The following is a 16,802-nucleotide window of genomic DNA, read 5'->3' as shown; positions in this document are numbered from 1 at the left end:
CCAAATCTGACGCAACGCTGCTTCATGGTCGTTTCAACAGAGACCCCTGACCCGGAGACATCCCATGGCCCGCGCCTTCGCCCCCCACACTTCCGTCGCCGCCTCCCGCTATCTGATCGTTCCCTGCGACGCCGAGGGTTGCGGCGATCTGGCCGTTATCTGGGACCGTCTGGAAGAGCAGGTGATCGACGTCATCGACGCCGGCGCCAGCGCCCGTTACGCCGACGAGGACGCCCTGTGGGACGAGGCCCGCCCGGCCTTCGCCCCGGCCCAGGACTTCCGGATCGCGGCCTGATCAGCCTTCGGGATAGCGCTCGCGCAGGGAGGCGGCGGAGGCCGCCGCCATCTGCTTCAACACCCCGGCGTCCACGTCCGACAGCCGGTTGACGTAGACGCAGCCCTTGCCGGCCTTGTGCTTGCCCAGCCGGGCCAGCAGGTCGGCGCGCTCCTCGTCGCAGCCGGACAGGTAGAAGACCAGATTGCCCTTTCGCGGCGAGAAGCCGACCAGCGGCGCGTCGCCCTCATGCCCGCTGGCGTAGCGGTAGTGGTACGCCCCGAAGCCGACGATCGACGTTCCCCACATCACCGGCGGCTCGCCGGTGGCCTCGGTCAACAGGGCGCTGGCCGCCTCGGCGTCGGCGCGCCGCTTCGGATCCGCCACGGCGGCGATGAACTCGGCCGCGGAAGTCGGCGTCGGCCTGGTCTTCTGTTCGTACGCCATCCTCTCACTCCCTGTCCTCGGGGATCCCCGCCCTGACCAGTTCGCCCCCGGTATAGCGCGGATCGTCGGTGACCTCACGCCGCGCGAAGATGGGATGCGGAAAGGCCGCCATGGCGGCGTCGTCGGCGAACTCCGCCTCGGCCAGGAACAGCCCTTCCAGCGGCCCCTCGAACCGGTCGACCGACAAGGTGACGTCATCGGCCTCGTAATAGTGGCGGGTCTTGCGCATCGGGCGGCCCGGCAGCCCCGCGAAGAGGGCGAACTCGGCCCTGGTCAGGTAGATCGTCGTGATCAGCCGCCGGTCCGGCGCCTGGTCGGCCTTCTTCGACAGCCGCAGGATCGGCTCCCCGCCCCCGACCGGCGTCGCCCGCCGCAGGCGCAGGCGCGAGCCGTCGACATAGAGATCCTCGATGACCTCGGCCCGCAGCACCGGCAAGTCTGGCAGCGCCGCGCACAGCCACCGCCGCTCCCGCTCGACGGAGGCGTATTTCTCCGGCTTGAGAAAGCCGAGGGCGGCGGGGTCGGTGGTCATGCGGTCCATCCGTCGGGCGTCCAGCCCTCGGGAGCCAGCTCAAAGCCGGCGAAGTCGAACCCGGGCGCCACGGTGCACCCGATCAGGGTCCAGTCGCCGAGGCTCTCGGCCGCCTGCCATTTCCCTGCGGGAACCACGCCCTGCGGCCGCTCCCCTGCCGCCAGATCGGGCCCGAGTCTCAGCACGCCCTGCTCCTCGATGCCCAGGGCCAGCGGAGCCCCGGCGTGGAAATGCCAGACCTCGACCGCGTCCACGCGATGCCAGTGCGAGCGCTCGCCGGCCGACAGGAGGAAGTAGATGGCCGTCGAGGCCGCCCGTCCGTCCACCGGACGCGGATCGCGGAAGGTCTCGCGATAGTGGCCGCCTTCGGGATGCGGCGTCAGATCCAGCAGGCGGATGATCTCGGCGGCGGTCATCGGCATGTCCTCAGAACTTCCCTCCGCGCGGCCCGGCCCCGATCTGGTGGTCGTCCTGGACGAAGCGGACACAGGCTTTTCGCCGACGCTCAAAGCGCCTTCACGATCCCCTCGACCATCTTCTTGGCGTCGGCGAACAGCATCATGGTGTTGTCGCGGAAGAACAGCTCGTTCTCGACGCCCGCATAGCCCGCCGCCATGCCGCGCTTGATGAACAGCACCGTCCCCGCCTTCTCCACGTCCAGCACCGGCATGCCGTAGATCGGGCTCTGCGGATCGGTCTTGGCGGCCGGATTTGTGACGTCGTTGGCGCCGATGACGAAGGCCACGTCGCAGCTTGAGAACTCGCTGTTGATGTCCTCCAGTTCGAACACCTCGTCATAGGGCACATTGGCCTCGGCCAGCAGGACGTTCATATGGCCGGGCATGCGGCCGGCGACGGGGTGGATGGCGTATTTCACCTCGACCCCCTCCGCCTTCAGCTTGTCGGCCATCTCGCGCAGGGCGTGCTGGGCCTGGGCCACGGCCATGCCGTAGCCGGGCACGATGATGACCTTCGAGGCGTTCTTCATGATGAAGGCCGCGTCGTCGGCGCTGCCCTGTTTGACCGGCCGGGTCTCGACCGCCCCGGCCGCGCCCGTCGCCGTATCGCCGCCGAAACCGCCCAGGATCACCGAGATGAAGCTGCGGTTCATCGCCTTGCACATGATGTAGCTCAGGATCGCGCCCGAGCTGCCCACCAGCGCCCCGGTGATGATCAGGGCGATGTTCTCGAGCGTGAAGCCCAGCGCCGCCGCGGCCCAGCCCGAATAGGAGTTGAGCATCGACACCACCACCGGCATGTCGGCCCCGCCGATGGGGATGATCAGGGTGGCGCCGAGGATCAGGGCCAGCAGGAACACCCCCCAGAAGGCCCAGGTCGCCGTCCCGCCCGTGCCGATCATGATGCCGATCAGCAGCATCAGCCCCAGCGCCAGGCCGATGTTGATCAGATGCCGCATGGGCAGCAGGATCGGCGCGCCCGACATGCGTCCGTCCAGCTTGGCGAAGGCGATGACCGAGCCGGTGAAGGTGATGGCGCCGATGGCCACGCCCAGCGCCAGTTCGATGATCGACTGGATCTTGATCCCGCCCGCCCCGTCCGCGATGCCGAAGCTTTCGGGCGCATAGACCGCGCCGACCGCGACCAGACAGGCCGCCATGCCGACCAGGCTGTGGAAGGCCGCCACCAGCTGGGGCATCTGGGTCATCTGCACCTTGCCGGCGATCAGCGCGCCCGCCCCGCCGCCGACGATGACCCCGCCCGCGATCAGGCCCAGGGTCACTGGGTCCAGCGTCTCAGTGCTCCACAGCGTCAGCAGCGTCACTCCGACCGCCAGCGCCATGCCGATCATGCCGAAGGTGTTGCCCTGACGGCTCGTCTCCGGGCTGGACAGGCCGCGCAGGCTGAGGATGAACAGGACGCCGGAGACCAGATAGGCCAGGGCCGCGAAGGATGCGTTCATGCCGTGTCCCCAGATGTCAGCATCAGAAAAATCCTACGGCCGCGGGTTTGGCCGGGTCAGTCGTGACCGCGACCTGCGACTCGCCGTTCTTGATCATGGCGATGGCGACGGCGCCGCGTCCGCCGGTCTTGGTCACCGTGCAGCTGCCGTTGTCGGACGGCAGCCGGCCGCCCCCGGACCCGCGTCCGGTCTGGGCGATCCGGTTGGCCCAGGCCTCCCTGTTATAGGCGGAGGCCTCGTACACGACCGGCCGGAACCGGCACTCCAGCGACCAGCTGGCCCCCTGCAGCGCCGCGACGTGCCACGGCAGGCCACTTTCGATGTCGGCGCCGAGACGGGTCTGCGCGTCAGCCGCCGAGGCGCCGGCGACCAGCAACGCGACCACTCCGATCCGCCATATACGCATCTCAGCGCCCTCCCGGCGGACAGGCCGTCCGCGCCAGCCGCCACAGGGCGGCGGTGATGAACAGGGGGGCCACGAACACCATGGCCCAGTCCCAGACGCTCATCGGCTTGTCCTGGGCGACGATGCGCAACAGCACCGAGGCGAACAGCAGGACCACGCCGCAGTCGAGGAAGCGCAGCTTGCGGATGGCGTCCTTCTCTTGCAGCCAGCTCCACAGCCACAGCCCCGCCCCGATCGCCGTGGCGACCCAGGACGCGCCGACCGCGAACTGATGAGGGTCGAGCGTCAAGACCCGGTCGCCTCCACGGGCTTCGCGGGCCGTTCCTTCTTCCTGTACATGGCCAGCATGCGGCGGGTGACCATGAAGCCGCCGAAGATGTTGACGCTGGCCAGGGTCACGGCCGCGACGCCGGCGCCCTTGGCGATCCAGCCGCCGTCGGCGCTGGCGGCGGCCGCGGCGATCAGGCCGCCGACCACGATCACCGAGGAGATGGCGTTGGTCACGGCCATCAGCGGCGTGTGCAGGGCCGGCGTCACGCTCCAGACGACGTAATAGCCGACGAAGATCGCCAGGACGAAGATGGCCAGGCGGAAGACGGTGGGATCGACGTGTTCCATCAGTCCTCTCCTTGGGCGGTCTCGGGCGGGGCGACGTTGAGCTCGTACATGGCCCTGCTGATACGTATGGGCACGCTTACGGTGGGCGAGATCACGGCCCGCGCGATGGATCTGGAGCCCACAGCCGTCGACTCCGCCCGCAGGAGAGTCTCGAGGCTCGCGGCAAGCGCATTCGTCATCCCGGCCAGAATCTGGAAGTCCGTGTCCGTGCCCAGCCGGCTATAGACCAGCCCCAGGCGGTCTCGCGCCTCGGCGTTATCCGCCGCGTAGCTCGCCACGTCTTCGATCCGGCCTGTCACGAGCGTGCGTCCGGTCGCCAGGTCCTGGATGGACACCGCCATGGCCGTGCGCGGAAAACGCGGAGCCATGGCCATTCGCAGCATGCTGTCAGCCCGGGCCTCATCGACGCGCACCACCAGCCGAACCTTTCGTCCGGCTGTCTGGTTGTCCTCGAACCGATCCTGCAGGTTGGCGACGGCCAGGAACTCGGCCATCCGCTCCGCGGCCTGCGCCTCGGGCAGGTCGGGATGACGGGCCCGGAACAGGTCCCGTTGCTCCGCCGGCATCGCCCGCTCGATATAGGTCCGGGCCGCGCGGTCCTGGTGTCCCGGCAGCAGATTGTCGCCGACGCGTAGATCGATCTCATCGACATCCAGATCAGCGCCATAGGCGTCCACGAACGGGTTGATCACCCGATCCTGGGCCAGGGTCGGCCCCGCCACGGCCCACAGGCCTCCGGCAAAGGCCAGGATCGCCAGCACCCTCGTCACCCTCCCACCCCCTCGTGCACCAGGGCCCCGCCGTGCGTCACCGCCGCCGCCTTGAGGATCTCGTCCTCCAGGTCCAGCGCCAGCGCCCCGTCCCTGATCATCAGCCCGACGAAGGCGACCAGATTCTTGGCGTAGAGGGCCGAAGCGTCCGCCGCGATCCGGCCCGGCAGGTTCGTGTGGCCGACGATCTGCACCCCGTTCGCGGTGGTCACCACCTCGCCGGCCTTCGCCCCCTCGACATTGCCGCCGGCCTCGACCGCCAGGTCGATCAGCACCGAGCCCGGCTTCATCGTCGCCACCTGTGCCGCCGTGACCAGCACCGGCGCCGCGCGGCCCGGAATCAGGGCCGTGGTGATGACGATGTCCTGCTTCCTGATGTGCTCGCCCGTCAGCACGGCCTGTTTGGCCTGATACTCGGGCGACATCGGCTTGGCGTAGCCGCCGGCGGTCTGGGCGTTTTTGAACTCCTCGTCCTCGACGGCGAGGAATTTCGCTCCGAGAGACTCCACCTGCTCCTTGGTCGCCGGCCGCACGTCCGTGGCCGTGACCACCGCGCCCAGCCGCCGCGCCGTGGCGATGGCCTGCAGCCCCGCGACCCCCACGCCCATGACGAAGACCTTGGCCGGCGCCACCGTGCCCGCCGCCGTCATCATCATCGGAAAGCCCTTGCCATAGGCGTACGCCGCCTCGATCACCGCGCGGTATCCGGCCAGATTGGCCTGGGACGACAGGGCGTCCATCACCTGGGCCCGCGAGATCCGCGGCACGAACTCCATGGCGAAGGCCGTCGCATTGGCCTGGGCCAGGGCCGTCACCGTCTCCTTGTCGCGATACGCGTCCAGCAGGGCCACGACGACGGCGCCGGGCTTCAGCGCGCTGGTCTCCTGCGCCGTCGGCCCGCGCACCTTCAGCACGATATCGGCCCCCGACAGCACCGCCTTGGTGTCCTTGGCCACGGTCGCGCCGGCGGCGGCGTAGTCATCGTCGGGGATGGAAGAGCCGGCGCCCGTCCCGGCCTCGACCGTCACGGTCGCGCCCATGGCGATCAGCTTCTTCACCGTGTCCGGAGTCACGGCGCAGCGCGTCTCGCCGTCTCGGCGTTCGCGGGTCACGGCGATGGCGACAGCCAAGCGAATCCCTCCGTCTCTCTCGACGGACGACGTTAGGCTGATCGAACAGGCTGCGTCAAAGCGCCCCGGCGCTCGACAATGCGGGAATCCGCGCTCAGGCAGCGCGCGACCACGTCGCGCGCGTCAGCGCCCCAAACTCAGTGCGCTTTCTTGCCGGACTTCAGGGCGAAGTAGCCGATGACCAGCATCGCCACCGCCGTGATCACGCCGCCGAAGAAGCTGCCGCCCGGCTGGAACCACAGGGTCAGGAACATCAGCAGCGCCGCGATCCACAGCGAGCCCCATTTCGCCATGCCGATGAAGGCGTGGAAGGTCTGGGTCTGTTCGCCGATCTCCTGGGAGCCGCGAACATAGGCGTCGTGGGAATCGGCGTGGTGCGGGTCGGCCATGTCAGTGTCCGGGAATCTGGAACGTCGGTTGGCGCCCTTATAGCGGGGCCAGCGGTCCGCTCAAGCGGCGGGCGACAATTCGCGCCGCTCAGTCGAGCGCCGCCAGCACGTCGCGGGTGAAGGGGATGAACTCGAACGGCTTTCCGGCCGGGTCCTCGCCGCGCCGCACGATGACGATGTTGCGGCTGGGGACGATGATCACATACTGGCCGCGGTTGCCGTTGGCCGAGATGGCGTCGCCCGGAATCCCGTCCGACTTGTTGAACAGCCAGAAGGTCGCGCCATACCCCTGTTCGCCATTGGGCTGCGGACCCGACGGGCGCGAGACGTGGTCGCGCCAGCCCTCGGGCAGGATGCGCTCGCCGTCGATGACGCCGTCGTTCAGATACAGCCGCCCGAACCGGGCCAGATCGCGGGCCGTCGACCAGACCTGACTTGAGAGCATGTAATTGCCCCGCCAGTCGGTCTCGGCCCAGGTGTCGTACATGCCCAGCCGCTGGAACAGTTCGGCCGGCGGATGATCCGCGAACGTCGGCGCGACGGCGAGAACGGCCAGCAGTATGTCGTTGTTGGCATATCGGAAGCGGCTTCCCGGCGCCGTCAGCAGCGGCCAGGTCGTGGCCTGCTCGTCCACCCCGACGCCGCCGAAATACAGGGCGTCCGTGCGATTGCCCGCCGTGTCGCTCGTCAGGCCCGAGGCCATACGCATCAGCTGGTCCAGGGTGATGGCGGCGCGCGGATCGCCCGGACGGCTCCAGTCGGCGATCGCGGCGGGGGCGTTCACATCGGCCTCGCCGCGCTGCACCGCCGCGCCGATCACCGTGCCCGCCAGCGACTTGGCCACCGACCAGGTTCGCTGCGGCGTGTCCGGCCCGAAACCGGGCGCATAGGTTTCGGCCACCAGCCGGTCATCCTGCAGGATGACGATCCCGGTGGTGTTGCTGCCCGGGCCATAGCCGCCCGCTCGCGCGCGCGTCAGAACGGCCTCCAGGGCGGCGGGATCGGACGGCGCGCCCGATGCGAACCCCGGATCGGGCCGAACCGGCGCGGGAGAGGCGGCGGCGTCTTCGCCCGTCCACCCTACCGGCATGATGGCGCAGCCCCGGCCCGGCGACCACAGGGCTCGACGAGGCGGCATGGCCTCGTCCCAGATGACCGAAGTCCCGCCCGCGGTCACCTCGACGGGCATGTCGCGCACCAGCGGGTCCAGCTCGGGATAGACGCCCGTGAGCTCATTGGCCTCGACGCTCTCCAGCGTCCGCGTGGCGCCCGCCGCCTCGGCGTTCTTCAGGGCGCTGCAGACGGTCAGGGCCTTGTAGCCGGCGGCCATCGCCCGAACGCTGGCGGACGGCGCCGCCGGGGTCTGGGCGAAGGCGGCGAAGGGCGAGGCGGCGATCAGGGCCGCGGCGAGGATCAGGGTGCGCATGACCCGACGCTCGCCCGCCCCGCCGTCCCCGTCAACGGCCAGTTCGCCGGCCCATGGTCAGACCAGCGCCTCGAACCGGTCGATCAGGCCTTCGAGCCGCTTCGTGCCGATGGTCCAGAAGGCCGGATCGCGCGGGTTCAGGCCGAACGGCGCCAGCGCCTCGACATAGCCCCGCGATCCCCCGCCCGCGAGCAGCTCGCGGTACAGCGGCGTGAACCCCGCCGGGTCCTTCGCCCGCGTCTCCATCAGCGCCGCCACCAGAAGATCGCCGAAGGCGTAGGCGTAGACATAGAAGGGCGAATGCACGAAGTGGCTGACATAGCTCCACCAGTGCACATATCCGGCGTTGAGCGTCACCGCCGGACCCAGCGACGCTCCCATCTCTTCCAGCCAGATCTCGCCGATCCGCTCGACCGGGACCTCGCCCGCCACCCGCTCGTCGTGGAACCGCGTCTCGAAACGGTGGAAGGCGATCTGGCGCACCACGGTGTTCAGACCGTCCTCGATCCGCCCCGCCAGCAGGCCGCGCTGCTCGGCCTTCGGCGCCGTCTTCAGCAGCCGGTCGAACGTCAGCCCCTCCGCGAAGATCGACGCGGTCTCGGCCAGGGTCAAAGGCGTGTCGGCCAGCAGACTGCCCTGCCCCGCCGCCAGCGTCTGGTGCACCCCGTGCCCCAGTTCGTGCGCCAGCGTCAGCACGTCCCGCCGCTCGCCCATCCAATTCAGAAAGACGTACGGGTGCCGGTCCGAGGTCACCGGATGCGCATAGGCGCCGGACTGTTTGCCCGGCCGCGCCTTGCCGTCGATCCACGGCCTGTCGAAGAAGCCGCCGGCCCGGTCCGCGAACTCGGAGCCAAGGTCCGCGAAACTTTCCAGCACCAGCTGTTTGCCCGCGGCCCAGTCGTAGCCGCGCGGCGCCGTGGTCTCGATCGGCGCATTGCGGTCCCACTGGTCCAGCGTCGCCTTGCCCATGGCCCGGGCCTTGAGGGCGTAATAGCGGTGCGACAGGCGCGGATAGGCGGCGGCGACAGCCTCGGCCATGGCGTCGACCGCCTCGCCGTCCACCTCATTGGACAGATGCCGTCCGTCCGCCGGCCGTTTGAAGCCCCGCCAGCGGTCTTCCAGCGCCTTGTCGGCCGCCACCGTATTCATCACCAGCGCCATGGTGGCGGTCCGCTGGCCCAGCGCCTCGTTCAGCCCCTCGGCCGCCGCCTTGCGCCGCGCCGCCTTCGGGTCCGACAGCTGGTTCAGGGCCTCGGCCAGGGTCAGTTCGTCCTTGCCCGCCCTGACCTTCATCGCCGCCAGGGTCTCGTCGAACAGGCGCGGCCACTGGGCGCTGATCGGTCCCCGCTCGGCCAGGAAGGTCTCCAGCTCATGCGAAAGCTCGTGCGGCTTCATCGCCCGCACCCGCCGCAGCCACGGCCGCCAGCGCGCCCCGGCGGGATGCGCCGTCAGGGCGGCCTCGATCTCGGCCTCCTCCAGCTGGTTGACCTCCAGGGTGACCCAGACCGTCGGCGTGGCGATGGCCGTCATCTTCTCGCGCACCGTGGCCTCGAAACCCTGGGCGCCGGCGTCGTTGCGGTTGGTCGAGGCGGCGAGGAAGGCGTAGGCGCCCAGCCCGCCCAGCACGTCGGACGCCTGTTCGTACAGGGTCACGGCCCGGTCCAGCCTTTGACCCAGAACGGCGGCGTCGGTCCGCGCCTCGACCAGTCGCCCCTGCAAGGCGTTCAGCTCGGCCACGAGTCCCTTCGCCCGCTCCAGATCGGCGTCGATGCGGGCGTCCTCGCGTGAGACATAAAGGTCGGACAGGTCCCACAGCGGGGCGTCCAGCGGATCGGCGGGGGTCTTGAAGGGAGCGTTCATGCCCTCCGTTGTGGGGATGGAGCGCGCGCCGCGCAACGTCCGAAAACCGCCAGACGTACAATCGGCCGGTCGCCATACCGGCGGCGAAGGAGAACCCGAATGAGCTTTCGCATCCAGCCCCTGCCCCTGGCGCCGTTCCAGCCGCTGTTCGATCTCGACGACGAGTCGCTGCTGGCGATCGGCGCGCGCCGAATGACCGCCGACGCGCCTCACAGCGCCCCCTGCCGCGTCAGCCTGGCCGACGCCGAACCCGGCGAGCGACTGATCCTGCTGAACCATCGCCATCTCGACGAGGCTTCCAGCCCCTACCGCTCCGGGGGCCCCGTCTTCGTGCGCGAGGCGGCCGTCGAGGCGGACCTCGCCCCCGGCGTCGTGCCCGAGATGTTGTCCCGCCGCCTGCTGTCCGTGCGCGTCTATGACGCCGGCTGGATGATGACCGACGCGGACGTGGTCGAGGGCCGCGATCTGGCCGAGCGGCTGGATGCATGGTTCGCCGACGACGCCGTCGCCAGCATCCATCTCCACACCGCCCGGCGCGGCTGTTTCATGGCCGCCGCGGCGCGGGCCTAGCCTTCAAAGGCGGCGATCAGGGCTTTCAGATCCGGTTCGTCCACCCGCCGGACGGCCTCGTCGCGGCCGACCCATATCCGCTCGCGCTGGCCGCGTTCGTGCCAGTCGTCGTGTTCGATCCGTACTTCAAGGGCGTAGACCGAAACCACGCACCATCGGGGTGCCCTGCGCTTCAGGACCTTCAGATAGCGGAACGTCCCCAGCGGATCGTGTGCGACCCGGCCCTCGACGCCGGCCTCCTCCAGCGCCTCCTGGGCGGCCGCCTCGGCGTCGGTCTTGCCGGGCATCCGCCCGCCCTTGGGCGCCACCCAGCGCCGGGTCTCACGCGATGTCACCAGCAGGATCTCGATCCCGGCCTCGCCCCTGCGCCACGGCAGGGCCGCGACCTGGCGCCGCTCGGCCGTCCGGGTGCGGATGACGTCGCCGGTCATGAGGTCAGGAAGGCTTCCAGCATCGGCGAATCTCCCCGCAGAACCGTGAGCGGTCAGTCCCGCTTCAGGGCGATTACGTCAACCCGTCAGTGAGCGGACGGTTCAGTCAGCCGGTTTTCCCGTCTGCCCTCCCTCGGCGGCAGGGCATTCGAACCGCGCGCAGTATTTCTCGCCCAGCTGGGTGAAGGCCGCGATCAGGTGGGGCGCCATTGCGGCCTGCAGCCGGACACCCAGTTCGAAACTCTTCCCGGTGATCGAATGGCCCATAGGCGTATCGAAAAAGGCGACCAGGGCCTCCAGTTCCTGGACGGTGAAAATCTCCGCCACATCGTCCGTCAGATCGGCGAAGGTCGCCTGCATCGCGGCGTCGAACGCCGCCGACATGTTCTCGGTCAGCCAGTCGCGTTGTTCGGCCGGAGCCTCGGACTTGGCGAACGCCTCCTCGAAATAGCCCTCGAGCGTCTTCCTCAGGCTCGCCCCCTGGGTCAGCTCGAGGTACTGCTCGGCCAGAACCAGGCGCCGCGCCGCCTCATCGTCCTGGGCCGCCGCAGGTCCAGCCGCGGTCAGGCAAAGCCCGAACGCCAGCAGCATCAAGACACGCATGGAATCCCCCTCATGAGGGCCCCACCGTCGGTTGCTTCCGGCGGATGCGCAAGCGCGCCGGATCACAGCCGGACAGAAAAAAGGGCGGCAGACCCTGCGGTCGCCGCCCTTTCCGCTGCCGTTCAAAGGCCGATCAGACGTTCAGCGACGCCGGATCGATCTTGAAGCCCGGCCCCATGGTCGAGGACAGGGTGATGCGCTTGACGTAGGTGCCCTTGGCGCCGGCCGGGCGGGCGCGTTGCAGGGCGTCCACATAGGCCTTCACGTTGGCTTCGAGGGCTTCCTGGGTGAAGGAGGCCTTGCCGATGCCGCCGTGGGCGATGCCGGCCTTCTCGACGCGGAACTCGACCGCGCCGCCCTTGGCGTCCTTGACCGCTTGCGCGACGTTCGGGGTCACGGTGCCGACCTTGGGGTTGGGCATCAGGCCGCGCGGGCCCAGCACCTTACCCAGACGGCCGACCAGGGCCATCATGTCCGGGGACGCGATGACGCGGTCGAAGTCCATGAAGCCGCCGTTGATCTTCTCGTACAGATCCTCGGCGCCCACGACGTCGGCGCCGGCCGCCAGGGCTTCAGCGGCCTTGGCGTCTTTCGCGAACACGGCCACCCGGACGTCACGACCCGTGCCCGAGGGCAGGTTCACGACGCCGCGGACCTGCTGGTCGGCGTGACGGGGATCGACACCCAGGTTGACGGCGATCTCGATCGATTCGTCGAACTTGGCGGTGGCGTTGGATTTGACCGCGGCGATCGCCTCGGCGAAGCCCATCGGAGCGACGGTGTCGCCGGTGCGGGCCTTGAAGCGCTTGGTTTGCTTGGCCATGTGCTTAGCCCTCCACGACGTTGAGGCCCATGGCGCGAGCCGAGCCTTCGATGATCTTGGTCGCGGCGTCCAGGTCGTTCGCGTTCAGATCCTTCATCTTCTTTTCGGCGATCTCGCGCAGCTGGCTGCGCTTGATCTTGCCGGCCACTTCGCGGCCCGTCATCTTCGAGCCAGAGGTGATCCCGGCGGCCTGCTTGATGTAGTGGGTCGCGGGCGGGGTCTTGGTGACGAAGGTGAAGCTCTTGTCCTGGTAGACGGTGATCACCGTCGGCAGGGGGGTGCCCTTCACTTCCTTCTCGGTGCGCGCGTTGAACTCCTTGACGAAGCCCATGATGTTGACGCCGCGCTGACCCAGGGCGGGCCCGATCGGGGGCGAAGGCGTGGCGTTGCCGGCCGGCACCTGCAATTTGATGTAGCCGAGAATCTTCTTGGCCATTGGTCTCTCCTTACGAGGGCCGCGAACTCAATCGCGACCGGTGAGCCGTGGTCGTGGCATGGCTGCCTCCCACGGATTTATGCGGGCGAACCCGCACCGCTCCTGAGAGCGAGGCGCGCGTGTAGCAAACGCGGGCCTCAAAAGCAAACGGCGGCCCTTGAAGGCCGCCGTCGCCGGAATGTGTTCCATGTCACGGGTATCGAGGATGTCCCGCGGGCTTTGTCGCGGATATCGACCCCGAATTGTATCGGTCGAAAACCGGCCTAGGAGGCGCTCTTCTCGACCTGATTGTATTCCAGATCGACCGGGGTCGGACGGCCGAAGATCGACACCGCCACCCGCAGGCGCGCCGCGTCCTCGTCGACGCTCTCGACCTGGCCGTCGAAGCTGGCGAAGGGCCCGTCGATGACCTTGACGGTCTCGCCGATGTCGAAGCGGATGGTGGGCTTGGGACGTTCGACGCCCTCCTCCACCTGGCCGATGATGTTCTGGACCTCTTTTTCAGACACCGGCAGGGGCTTGGTGCCGCCCGCGGCGCCCAGGAAGCCGGTGACCTTCGGCGTGTTCTTGACCAGGTGATAGGCGTCGTCGGTCATCTCCATCTTCACCAGCACATAGCCGGGGAAGAATTTGCGCTCCGAGTTCACCTTGCGGCCGCGGCGGATCTCGACGACGTCCTCGGTCGGCACCAGGATTTCCGAGAAACAGTCCTCGAGCCCCTGCTGGCGCGCCTGGTCCGTCAGGTGCTGGGCGACCTTCTTCTCGAAGTTCGAATAGGCGTGGACGATGTACCACTTGTGCCGGGGATTGGCGGCGGGCTTTGCGGGCGTTGCGTCGGTCATGAGGGGTCTTTCTTACTGGCCGAGCGCAAGCACGATGCGCGACAGGAAGGCCAGGCCGGTATCGACGACGAAGAAGAAGATGGCCGCGATCGTCACCATGATGAACACCATCACCGAGGTGATCCAGGTTTCCTTGCGGCTGGGCCAGACGATCTTGCGCCCTTCGGCGCGGACCTGGCTGGCGAACTGCGGGATCGATGTCCGCTTCTTCGGCGCGACGGCGTCAGTCGCCACGGCCGCGCCGGCGATGGCGGGCTGGACGGTCTGGGTGCGGCGCCCCGAAGGGCTCTTGGCCTTGGCCATGCTCGGTTCTCGTTTTCAACGCAGTCTGACGGTGCAGATGGGGACCCGCCTCGTCAGTGGAAAGTGGCAGGAGTGGAGGGACTCGAACCCACGACCCTCGGTTTTGGAGACCGATGCTCTACCAGCTGAGCTACACTCCTGTGGTCCCGGCGAAAACTACAACGCGCCAGAGGGCGGAACCCCCGGGCGCGTTCGGCTTCGCCAGACCGCGGCGTATGCCCGACCGCGCCGGGGTTTTCAAGGGCGGATGCGGTTCAGTCCTCGTACTGCGCCGCCACCGCCCGGGCCTCGTCCTGGGCGTTGATCACCTGTCTGAACAACAGCTTGTCGATGCGGCGGTCGTCCATGTCGATGATCTCGACCTCGAACCGGCCCAGTTGCAGGATTTCGCCCTCGTGCGGCACACGCGACAGCTGGTGCAGCACCAGGCCCGCGATGGTGTGGAAGCCGTCGGCCTCGCCGAAATCCTCGCCCAGGGCGTCGGCCAGTTCGTCGATGTCGGTCTGGCCGTCGACCAGCCAACTGCCGTCCTCGCGCTGGCGCACGCTGACCTCGGCGTCGTCGTGGCCCTCGTCGAAGTCGCCGGCGATCATCTCCAGCAGGTCGGTCGCCGTCACCACGCCCTCGAAGGCCCCGAATTCGTCGACCAGGAAGGCCATGTGGACCCGCGAGGCCTTCATGATCTCCAGCGCCTTCAGCACCGAGGTCGACTGGGGGATGAAGGCCGGCGTCTGGACGTGTTTCTCGATATTGAACTCGCCATTGTCCAGCAGGCTGTCCAGCAGGTCCTTCTTGTGGACCACGCCCAGCGGATTATCGACGTCGTTCTCGCGCGCCACCACGATACGCGAATAGGGGCAGGTCCGGACTTCCTGGCGCAGCTGCTCCTCGGTGTCGTCCAGGGCGACCCAGAACACCTCGTGGCGCGGCGTCATGGCCACGCGGATGGGACGGTCGCCGAGACGCAGGATCTCCTCGATCATCTCCTGCTCTTCCGGCTCGATCAGGCCCGAGGCCGTGCCCTCGGCGATCATGGTCTCGACCTCTTCCTGGGTCACGTCCGAGCCGTCCCGGTCCTTGACGCCCATGACCTTGAGGATGGCCGAGGTCGACGCCGTCAGGACCACCACGAACGGCTTCAGCACCACGGCCACGGTCGAGATCGGCGCCGCCATCTTGGAGGCGATGCTCTCGGGGAAGATCAGCGCCAGCCGCTTGGGCACCAGTTCGCCGACGATCACCGACACATAGGTGATGAAGATGATGACCAGCACGGTCGAGAAGATTTCGGTATAGGCCGCCAGCCCCGGGAAGGCGGCCTCGAGAATATGGTTCAGTTCGCCCGCGATCGCCGCTTGGCCGTAGGCGCCGGCGGCGATGCCGATCAGGGTGATTCCGACCTGGACCGCGGACAGGAAATGGGTCGGGTCCTCGGCCAGCTTCAATGCGGCGCGGGCCCCCTTGTCGCCCCGTTCGGCGCGGCTCTGCAGCTTGGATCTGCGCGAGGAAACGACCGCCAGCTCGGTCATGGCGAACAGGCCGTTGAGCACCACGAGGAGCAGAACGACGACGATGGCGATGGCTAACATCTAGGGGGAGCGGAACCGGCGCGGCGCGACCGTCGGCGTCCGCAGAAGCAATGATAGGGGGAATTGTCCCCCGCCGCCACGGTTTCCTTGAGGCCTCAGTCCGTGCGCCCGATCTCGACCGAGCCGTACGAGCCCCGCGACCCGTCGTCCGGCGTGGCGGCGCAGGCCGACATGCCCAGGAAGATGCCGATGAACAGTCCGGTCCGGATCGCGCGCCGCATGGTTACTGAATCCCTAACATCCGAGATGCGAACGTAGGGACCCTGAGGCGGTTCCGCGCAAGGCGTCACGCGTCAGGGGCGAGGAATACGGTAAATCGCTCCCCCCGAAGGCGGGCGATTCAGCCCAGGGCGATATCCAGGAACATCATGCCGACCAGACCGATCATCAGCCCGATCATCGACCCCTCGCCGAGGGCTTTCTCGCGCGTTTCCGGAATGATCTCGGCCGTGACCACATAGATCATGGCGCCGGCCGCAAGACCCAGGCCCCATGGCAGTAATCCGGGGGCGGCCGCCACGGCCGTCGCACCCAGCAGGCCGCCCACGGGCTCCACCAGTCCGGACGCCAGGGCCGCGGCGAAGGCGGCCCAGCGCCCGTAGCCGAGGGCGGACACGGCCGTGGCCACCGCCAGGCCCTCGGGGATGTTCTGGATGCCGATGCCCATCATGGTCGCGGACCCCTGCGCCACGTCTCCGCCCCCGAAGCTGACGCCCACCGCCATCCCTTCGGGGAAGTTGTGCAGGGTGATGGCGATGACGAACATCCAGATGCGCCGCGCCAGGGCCGGAGACCCGGCCGGCCCGATGGCCAGCATATTGACCGGGGCGTAGCGGTTCAGAAGGCCGATCACGGCCGCGCCAATCAGGACGGCCGCGCCCATGGTGGCGGCCGCGACGGACCGGTTGGCGCCGCCGTCCTGCAGCACGGCGACCCCGGGAATGATCAGGGAGAAGAAGGAGGCCGCCAGCATGACGCCGGCGGCGAAGCCCAGCAGGATATGCTCCATGGCCGGCGTCGGGCGCTTCAGCAGCAGGATCGGCACGCCCCCGACCGCGGTCATCAGACCGGCGATCAGACTGCCCAGCGTCCCCGCCCAGACCGGCGACATGGTTTCAAACATTCGGTCGTCCTGCGCCTCAAGGGTCAGCCTGGCGATAACACGGTCGAAGGGGCGAGGTTCACACCCTCTGTCCCTCCCCTTCATCCCCGGGCCTGAATCGAGGATGACGGCGTGGAGGGTGCGCCCGGACGGCAGAAAGGCCCCCGGGTTTCCCCGGAGGCCTTTCGCTTACGCGTACCGATGTCGACGAAGACTATTCGTTGATCTTGGACACCACGCCGGCGCCGACGGTGCGGCCGCCTTCGCGGATGGCGAAGCGCAGCTTCTCTTCCATGGCGATCGGGGTGATCAGCTCGACGTTCAGCTCGG

At 68.5% G+C, this 16,802-nt stretch carries 24 protein-coding genes and 1 tRNA gene; 2 read left to right on the top strand and 23 right to left on the bottom strand.

The window, feature by feature from the left end; translation table 11 throughout:
* Positions 1–64 precede the first annotated feature (64 nt).
* On the top strand, positions 65–295 hold the full coding sequence (locus VN378_RS15440; protein ID WP_325744449.1) for a hypothetical protein: 231 nt from the start codon (positions 65–67) through the stop codon (positions 293–295).
* Here the strand turns inward: VN378_RS15440 and VN378_RS15435 are convergent, their stop codons facing one another.
* The 12 genes from VN378_RS15435 to VN378_RS15380 form a co-directional block, all read right to left on the bottom strand.
* Entirely contained in the window at positions 296–721 is a 426-nt protein-coding gene (locus VN378_RS15435) for a DUF1801 domain-containing protein (protein WP_325744448.1), read from the bottom strand.
* Positions 722–725: 4 nt separating this feature from the next.
* Positions 726–1,253: a hypothetical protein gene (locus VN378_RS15430; protein ID WP_325744447.1), complete on the bottom strand. Its 528-nt coding sequence runs from the start codon at positions 1,251–1,253 to the stop codon at positions 726–728.
* Positions 1,250–1,669 carry a cupin domain-containing protein gene (locus VN378_RS15425; RefSeq protein ID WP_325744446.1) on the bottom strand — a complete coding sequence of 140 codons (420 nt, stop codon included), beginning with the start codon at positions 1,667–1,669 and terminating at the stop codon, positions 1,250–1,252. Before VN378_RS15425 ends, VN378_RS15430 begins: the two co-directional genes overlap by 4 nt.
* Positions 1,670–1,758: 89 nt before the next feature.
* Positions 1,759–3,174 (bottom strand): NAD(P)(+) transhydrogenase (Re/Si-specific) subunit beta, encoded by a 1,416-nt coding sequence (locus VN378_RS15420; protein ID WP_325744445.1) that lies wholly within the window; start codon positions 3,172–3,174, stop codon positions 1,759–1,761.
* Between the two features lie 22 nt (positions 3,175–3,196).
* Positions 3,197–3,580, bottom strand: a complete 384-nt coding sequence (locus VN378_RS15415; RefSeq protein WP_325744444.1) for a hypothetical protein — start codon at positions 3,578–3,580, stop codon at positions 3,197–3,199.
* Position 3,581: 1 nt separating this feature from the next.
* The gene (locus tag VN378_RS15410; protein WP_325744443.1) at positions 3,582–3,869 is read right to left on the bottom strand and encodes a hypothetical protein; all 288 of its coding nucleotides are present in this window, start codon (positions 3,867–3,869) and stop codon (positions 3,582–3,584) included.
* Complete coding sequence (locus VN378_RS15405; RefSeq protein ID WP_325744442.1) at positions 3,866–4,198, bottom strand: NAD(P) transhydrogenase subunit alpha; 333 nt, start codon at positions 4,196–4,198, stop codon at positions 3,866–3,868. Before VN378_RS15405 ends, VN378_RS15410 begins: the two co-directional genes overlap by 4 nt.
* Positions 4,198–4,959, bottom strand: coding sequence for a hypothetical protein (locus VN378_RS15400; protein WP_325744441.1), 762 nt, complete (start codon positions 4,957–4,959; stop codon positions 4,198–4,200). The genes VN378_RS15405 and VN378_RS15400 overlap by 1 nt, the downstream gene beginning before the upstream one ends.
* Before the next feature lie 5 nt (positions 4,960–4,964).
* Positions 4,965–6,098, bottom strand: coding sequence for a Re/Si-specific NAD(P)(+) transhydrogenase subunit alpha (locus VN378_RS15395; RefSeq protein ID WP_325744440.1), 1,134 nt, complete (start codon positions 6,096–6,098; stop codon positions 4,965–4,967).
* A 137-nt stretch (positions 6,099–6,235) separates the two neighbouring features.
* The gene (locus tag VN378_RS15390) at positions 6,236–6,487 is read right to left on the bottom strand and encodes an aa3-type cytochrome c oxidase subunit IV (RefSeq protein ID WP_325744439.1); all 252 of its coding nucleotides are present in this window, start codon (positions 6,485–6,487) and stop codon (positions 6,236–6,238) included.
* 88 nt (positions 6,488–6,575) lie between these two features.
* Complete coding sequence (locus VN378_RS15385; protein ID WP_325744438.1) at positions 6,576–7,913, bottom strand: serine hydrolase; 1,338 nt, start codon at positions 7,911–7,913, stop codon at positions 6,576–6,578.
* A 57-nt stretch (positions 7,914–7,970) separates the two neighbouring features.
* Positions 7,971–9,773: a M3 family oligoendopeptidase gene (locus tag VN378_RS15380; protein WP_325744437.1), complete on the bottom strand. Its 1,803-nt coding sequence runs from the start codon at positions 9,771–9,773 to the stop codon at positions 7,971–7,973.
* 99 nt (positions 9,774–9,872) lie between these two features.
* Between VN378_RS15380 and VN378_RS15375 the strand changes: the two genes are divergently transcribed.
* The gene (locus tag VN378_RS15375) at positions 9,873–10,343 is read left to right on the top strand and encodes a DUF1203 domain-containing protein (protein WP_325744436.1); all 471 of its coding nucleotides are present in this window, start codon (positions 9,873–9,875) and stop codon (positions 10,341–10,343) included.
* Here the strand turns inward: VN378_RS15375 and VN378_RS15370 are convergent.
* The 11 genes from VN378_RS15370 to VN378_RS15320 form a co-directional block, all read right to left on the bottom strand.
* Positions 10,340–10,774, bottom strand: a complete 435-nt coding sequence (locus tag VN378_RS15370) for an NUDIX hydrolase (protein ID WP_325744435.1) — start codon at positions 10,772–10,774, stop codon at positions 10,340–10,342. The genes VN378_RS15375 and VN378_RS15370 overlap by 4 nt on opposite strands.
* 102 nt (positions 10,775–10,876) lie before the next feature.
* A complete protein-coding gene (locus tag VN378_RS15365) occupies positions 10,877–11,377 on the bottom strand; it encodes a hypothetical protein (RefSeq protein WP_325744434.1) in 501 nt (166 codons plus the stop codon).
* A 133-nt stretch (positions 11,378–11,510) separates the two neighbouring features.
* On the bottom strand, positions 11,511–12,200 hold the full coding sequence (gene rplA / locus VN378_RS15360; protein WP_325744433.1) for a 50S ribosomal protein L1: 690 nt from the start codon (positions 12,198–12,200) through the stop codon (positions 11,511–11,513).
* Positions 12,201–12,204: 4 nt separating this feature from the next.
* The gene (gene rplK, locus VN378_RS15355; RefSeq protein ID WP_055829960.1) at positions 12,205–12,636 is read right to left on the bottom strand and encodes a 50S ribosomal protein L11; all 432 of its coding nucleotides are present in this window, start codon (positions 12,634–12,636) and stop codon (positions 12,205–12,207) included.
* 263 nt (positions 12,637–12,899) lie between these two features.
* The gene (gene nusG / locus VN378_RS15350) at positions 12,900–13,478 is read right to left on the bottom strand and encodes a transcription termination/antitermination protein NusG (protein ID WP_325744432.1); all 579 of its coding nucleotides are present in this window, start codon (positions 13,476–13,478) and stop codon (positions 12,900–12,902) included.
* A 12-nt stretch (positions 13,479–13,490) separates the two neighbouring features.
* On the bottom strand, positions 13,491–13,781 hold the full coding sequence (gene secE / locus VN378_RS15345; protein ID WP_325744431.1) for a preprotein translocase subunit SecE: 291 nt from the start codon (positions 13,779–13,781) through the stop codon (positions 13,491–13,493).
* Between the two features lie 64 nt (positions 13,782–13,845).
* Positions 13,846–13,921: transfer RNA gene (locus VN378_RS15340), tRNA-Trp, on the bottom strand.
* Between the two features lie 114 nt (positions 13,922–14,035).
* Positions 14,036–15,370, bottom strand: coding sequence for a hemolysin family protein (locus VN378_RS15335; RefSeq protein ID WP_325744430.1), 1,335 nt, complete (start codon positions 15,368–15,370; stop codon positions 14,036–14,038).
* A 95-nt stretch (positions 15,371–15,465) separates the two neighbouring features.
* A complete protein-coding gene (locus tag VN378_RS15330; protein WP_325744429.1) occupies positions 15,466–15,591 on the bottom strand; it encodes a hypothetical protein in 126 nt (41 codons plus the stop codon).
* A 119-nt stretch (positions 15,592–15,710) separates the two neighbouring features.
* Positions 15,711–16,493 carry a ZIP family metal transporter gene (locus tag VN378_RS15325; protein WP_325744428.1) on the bottom strand — a complete coding sequence of 261 codons (783 nt, stop codon included), beginning with the start codon at positions 16,491–16,493 and terminating at the stop codon, positions 15,711–15,713.
* A gap of 193 nt (positions 16,494–16,686) precedes the next feature.
* A partial coding sequence (locus tag VN378_RS15320; RefSeq protein ID WP_325743522.1) for a hypothetical protein occupies positions 16,687–16,802 on the bottom strand: 116 nt, incomplete at its 5' end.

The organism is Brevundimonas sp., assembly GCF_035561115.1.
Classification (GTDB): domain Bacteria; phylum Pseudomonadota; class Alphaproteobacteria; order Caulobacterales; family Caulobacteraceae; genus Brevundimonas.
Note: the sequence above shows the minus strand (reverse complement) of the source record. Positions and strands in the feature narration are given on the sequence as shown.

What these genes read in the sequence shown, in the direction of transcription:
- VN378_RS15380 (WP_325744437.1), bottom strand. Translation starts at nt 9,773, where the DNA reads ATGAACGCTCCCTTCAAGACCCCCGCCGATCCGCTGGACGCCCCGCTG.
- VN378_RS15330 (WP_325744429.1), bottom strand. Translation starts at nt 15,591, where the DNA reads ATGCGGCGCGCGATCCGGACCGGACTGTTCATCGGCATCTTCCTGGGC.
- VN378_RS15405 (WP_325744442.1), bottom strand. Translation starts at nt 4,198, where the DNA reads ATGGAACACGTCGATCCCACCGTCTTCCGCCTGGCCATCTTCGTCCTG.
- secE (WP_325744431.1), bottom strand. Translation starts at nt 13,781, where the DNA reads ATGGCCAAGGCCAAGAGCCCTTCGGGGCGCCGCACCCAGACCGTCCAG.
- rplK (WP_055829960.1), bottom strand. Translation starts at nt 12,636, where the DNA reads ATGGCCAAGAAGATTCTCGGCTACATCAAATTGCAGGTGCCGGCCGGC.
- VN378_RS15440 (WP_325744449.1), top strand. Translation starts at nt 65, where the DNA reads ATGGCCCGCGCCTTCGCCCCCCACACTTCCGTCGCCGCCTCCCGCTAT.
- VN378_RS15415 (WP_325744444.1), bottom strand. Translation starts at nt 3,580, where the DNA reads ATGCGTATATGGCGGATCGGAGTGGTCGCGTTGCTGGTCGCCGGCGCC.
- VN378_RS15420 (WP_325744445.1), bottom strand. Translation starts at nt 3,174, where the DNA reads ATGAACGCATCCTTCGCGGCCCTGGCCTATCTGGTCTCCGGCGTCCTG.
- VN378_RS15370 (WP_325744435.1), bottom strand. Translation starts at nt 10,774, where the DNA reads ATGACCGGCGACGTCATCCGCACCCGGACGGCCGAGCGGCGCCAGGTC.
- VN378_RS15365 (WP_325744434.1), bottom strand. Translation starts at nt 11,377, where the DNA reads ATGCGTGTCTTGATGCTGCTGGCGTTCGGGCTTTGCCTGACCGCGGCT.
- nusG (WP_325744432.1), bottom strand. Translation starts at nt 13,478, where the DNA reads ATGACCGACGCAACGCCCGCAAAGCCCGCCGCCAATCCCCGGCACAAG.
- VN378_RS15375 (WP_325744436.1), top strand. Translation starts at nt 9,873, where the DNA reads ATGAGCTTTCGCATCCAGCCCCTGCCCCTGGCGCCGTTCCAGCCGCTG.
- VN378_RS15335 (WP_325744430.1), bottom strand. Translation starts at nt 15,370, where the DNA reads ATGTTAGCCATCGCCATCGTCGTCGTTCTGCTCCTCGTGGTGCTCAAC.
- VN378_RS15390 (WP_325744439.1), bottom strand. Translation starts at nt 6,487, where the DNA reads ATGGCCGACCCGCACCACGCCGATTCCCACGACGCCTATGTTCGCGGC.
- rplA (WP_325744433.1), bottom strand. Translation starts at nt 12,200, where the DNA reads ATGGCCAAGCAAACCAAGCGCTTCAAGGCCCGCACCGGCGACACCGTC.
- VN378_RS15425 (WP_325744446.1), bottom strand. Translation starts at nt 1,669, where the DNA reads ATGACCGCCGCCGAGATCATCCGCCTGCTGGATCTGACGCCGCATCCC.
- VN378_RS15385 (WP_325744438.1), bottom strand. Translation starts at nt 7,913, where the DNA reads ATGCGCACCCTGATCCTCGCCGCGGCCCTGATCGCCGCCTCGCCCTTC.
- VN378_RS15430 (WP_325744447.1), bottom strand. Translation starts at nt 1,253, where the DNA reads ATGACCACCGACCCCGCCGCCCTCGGCTTTCTCAAGCCGGAGAAATAC.
- VN378_RS15325 (WP_325744428.1), bottom strand. Translation starts at nt 16,493, where the DNA reads ATGTTTGAAACCATGTCGCCGGTCTGGGCGGGGACGCTGGGCAGTCTG.
- VN378_RS15435 (WP_325744448.1), bottom strand. Translation starts at nt 721, where the DNA reads ATGGCGTACGAACAGAAGACCAGGCCGACGCCGACTTCCGCGGCCGAG.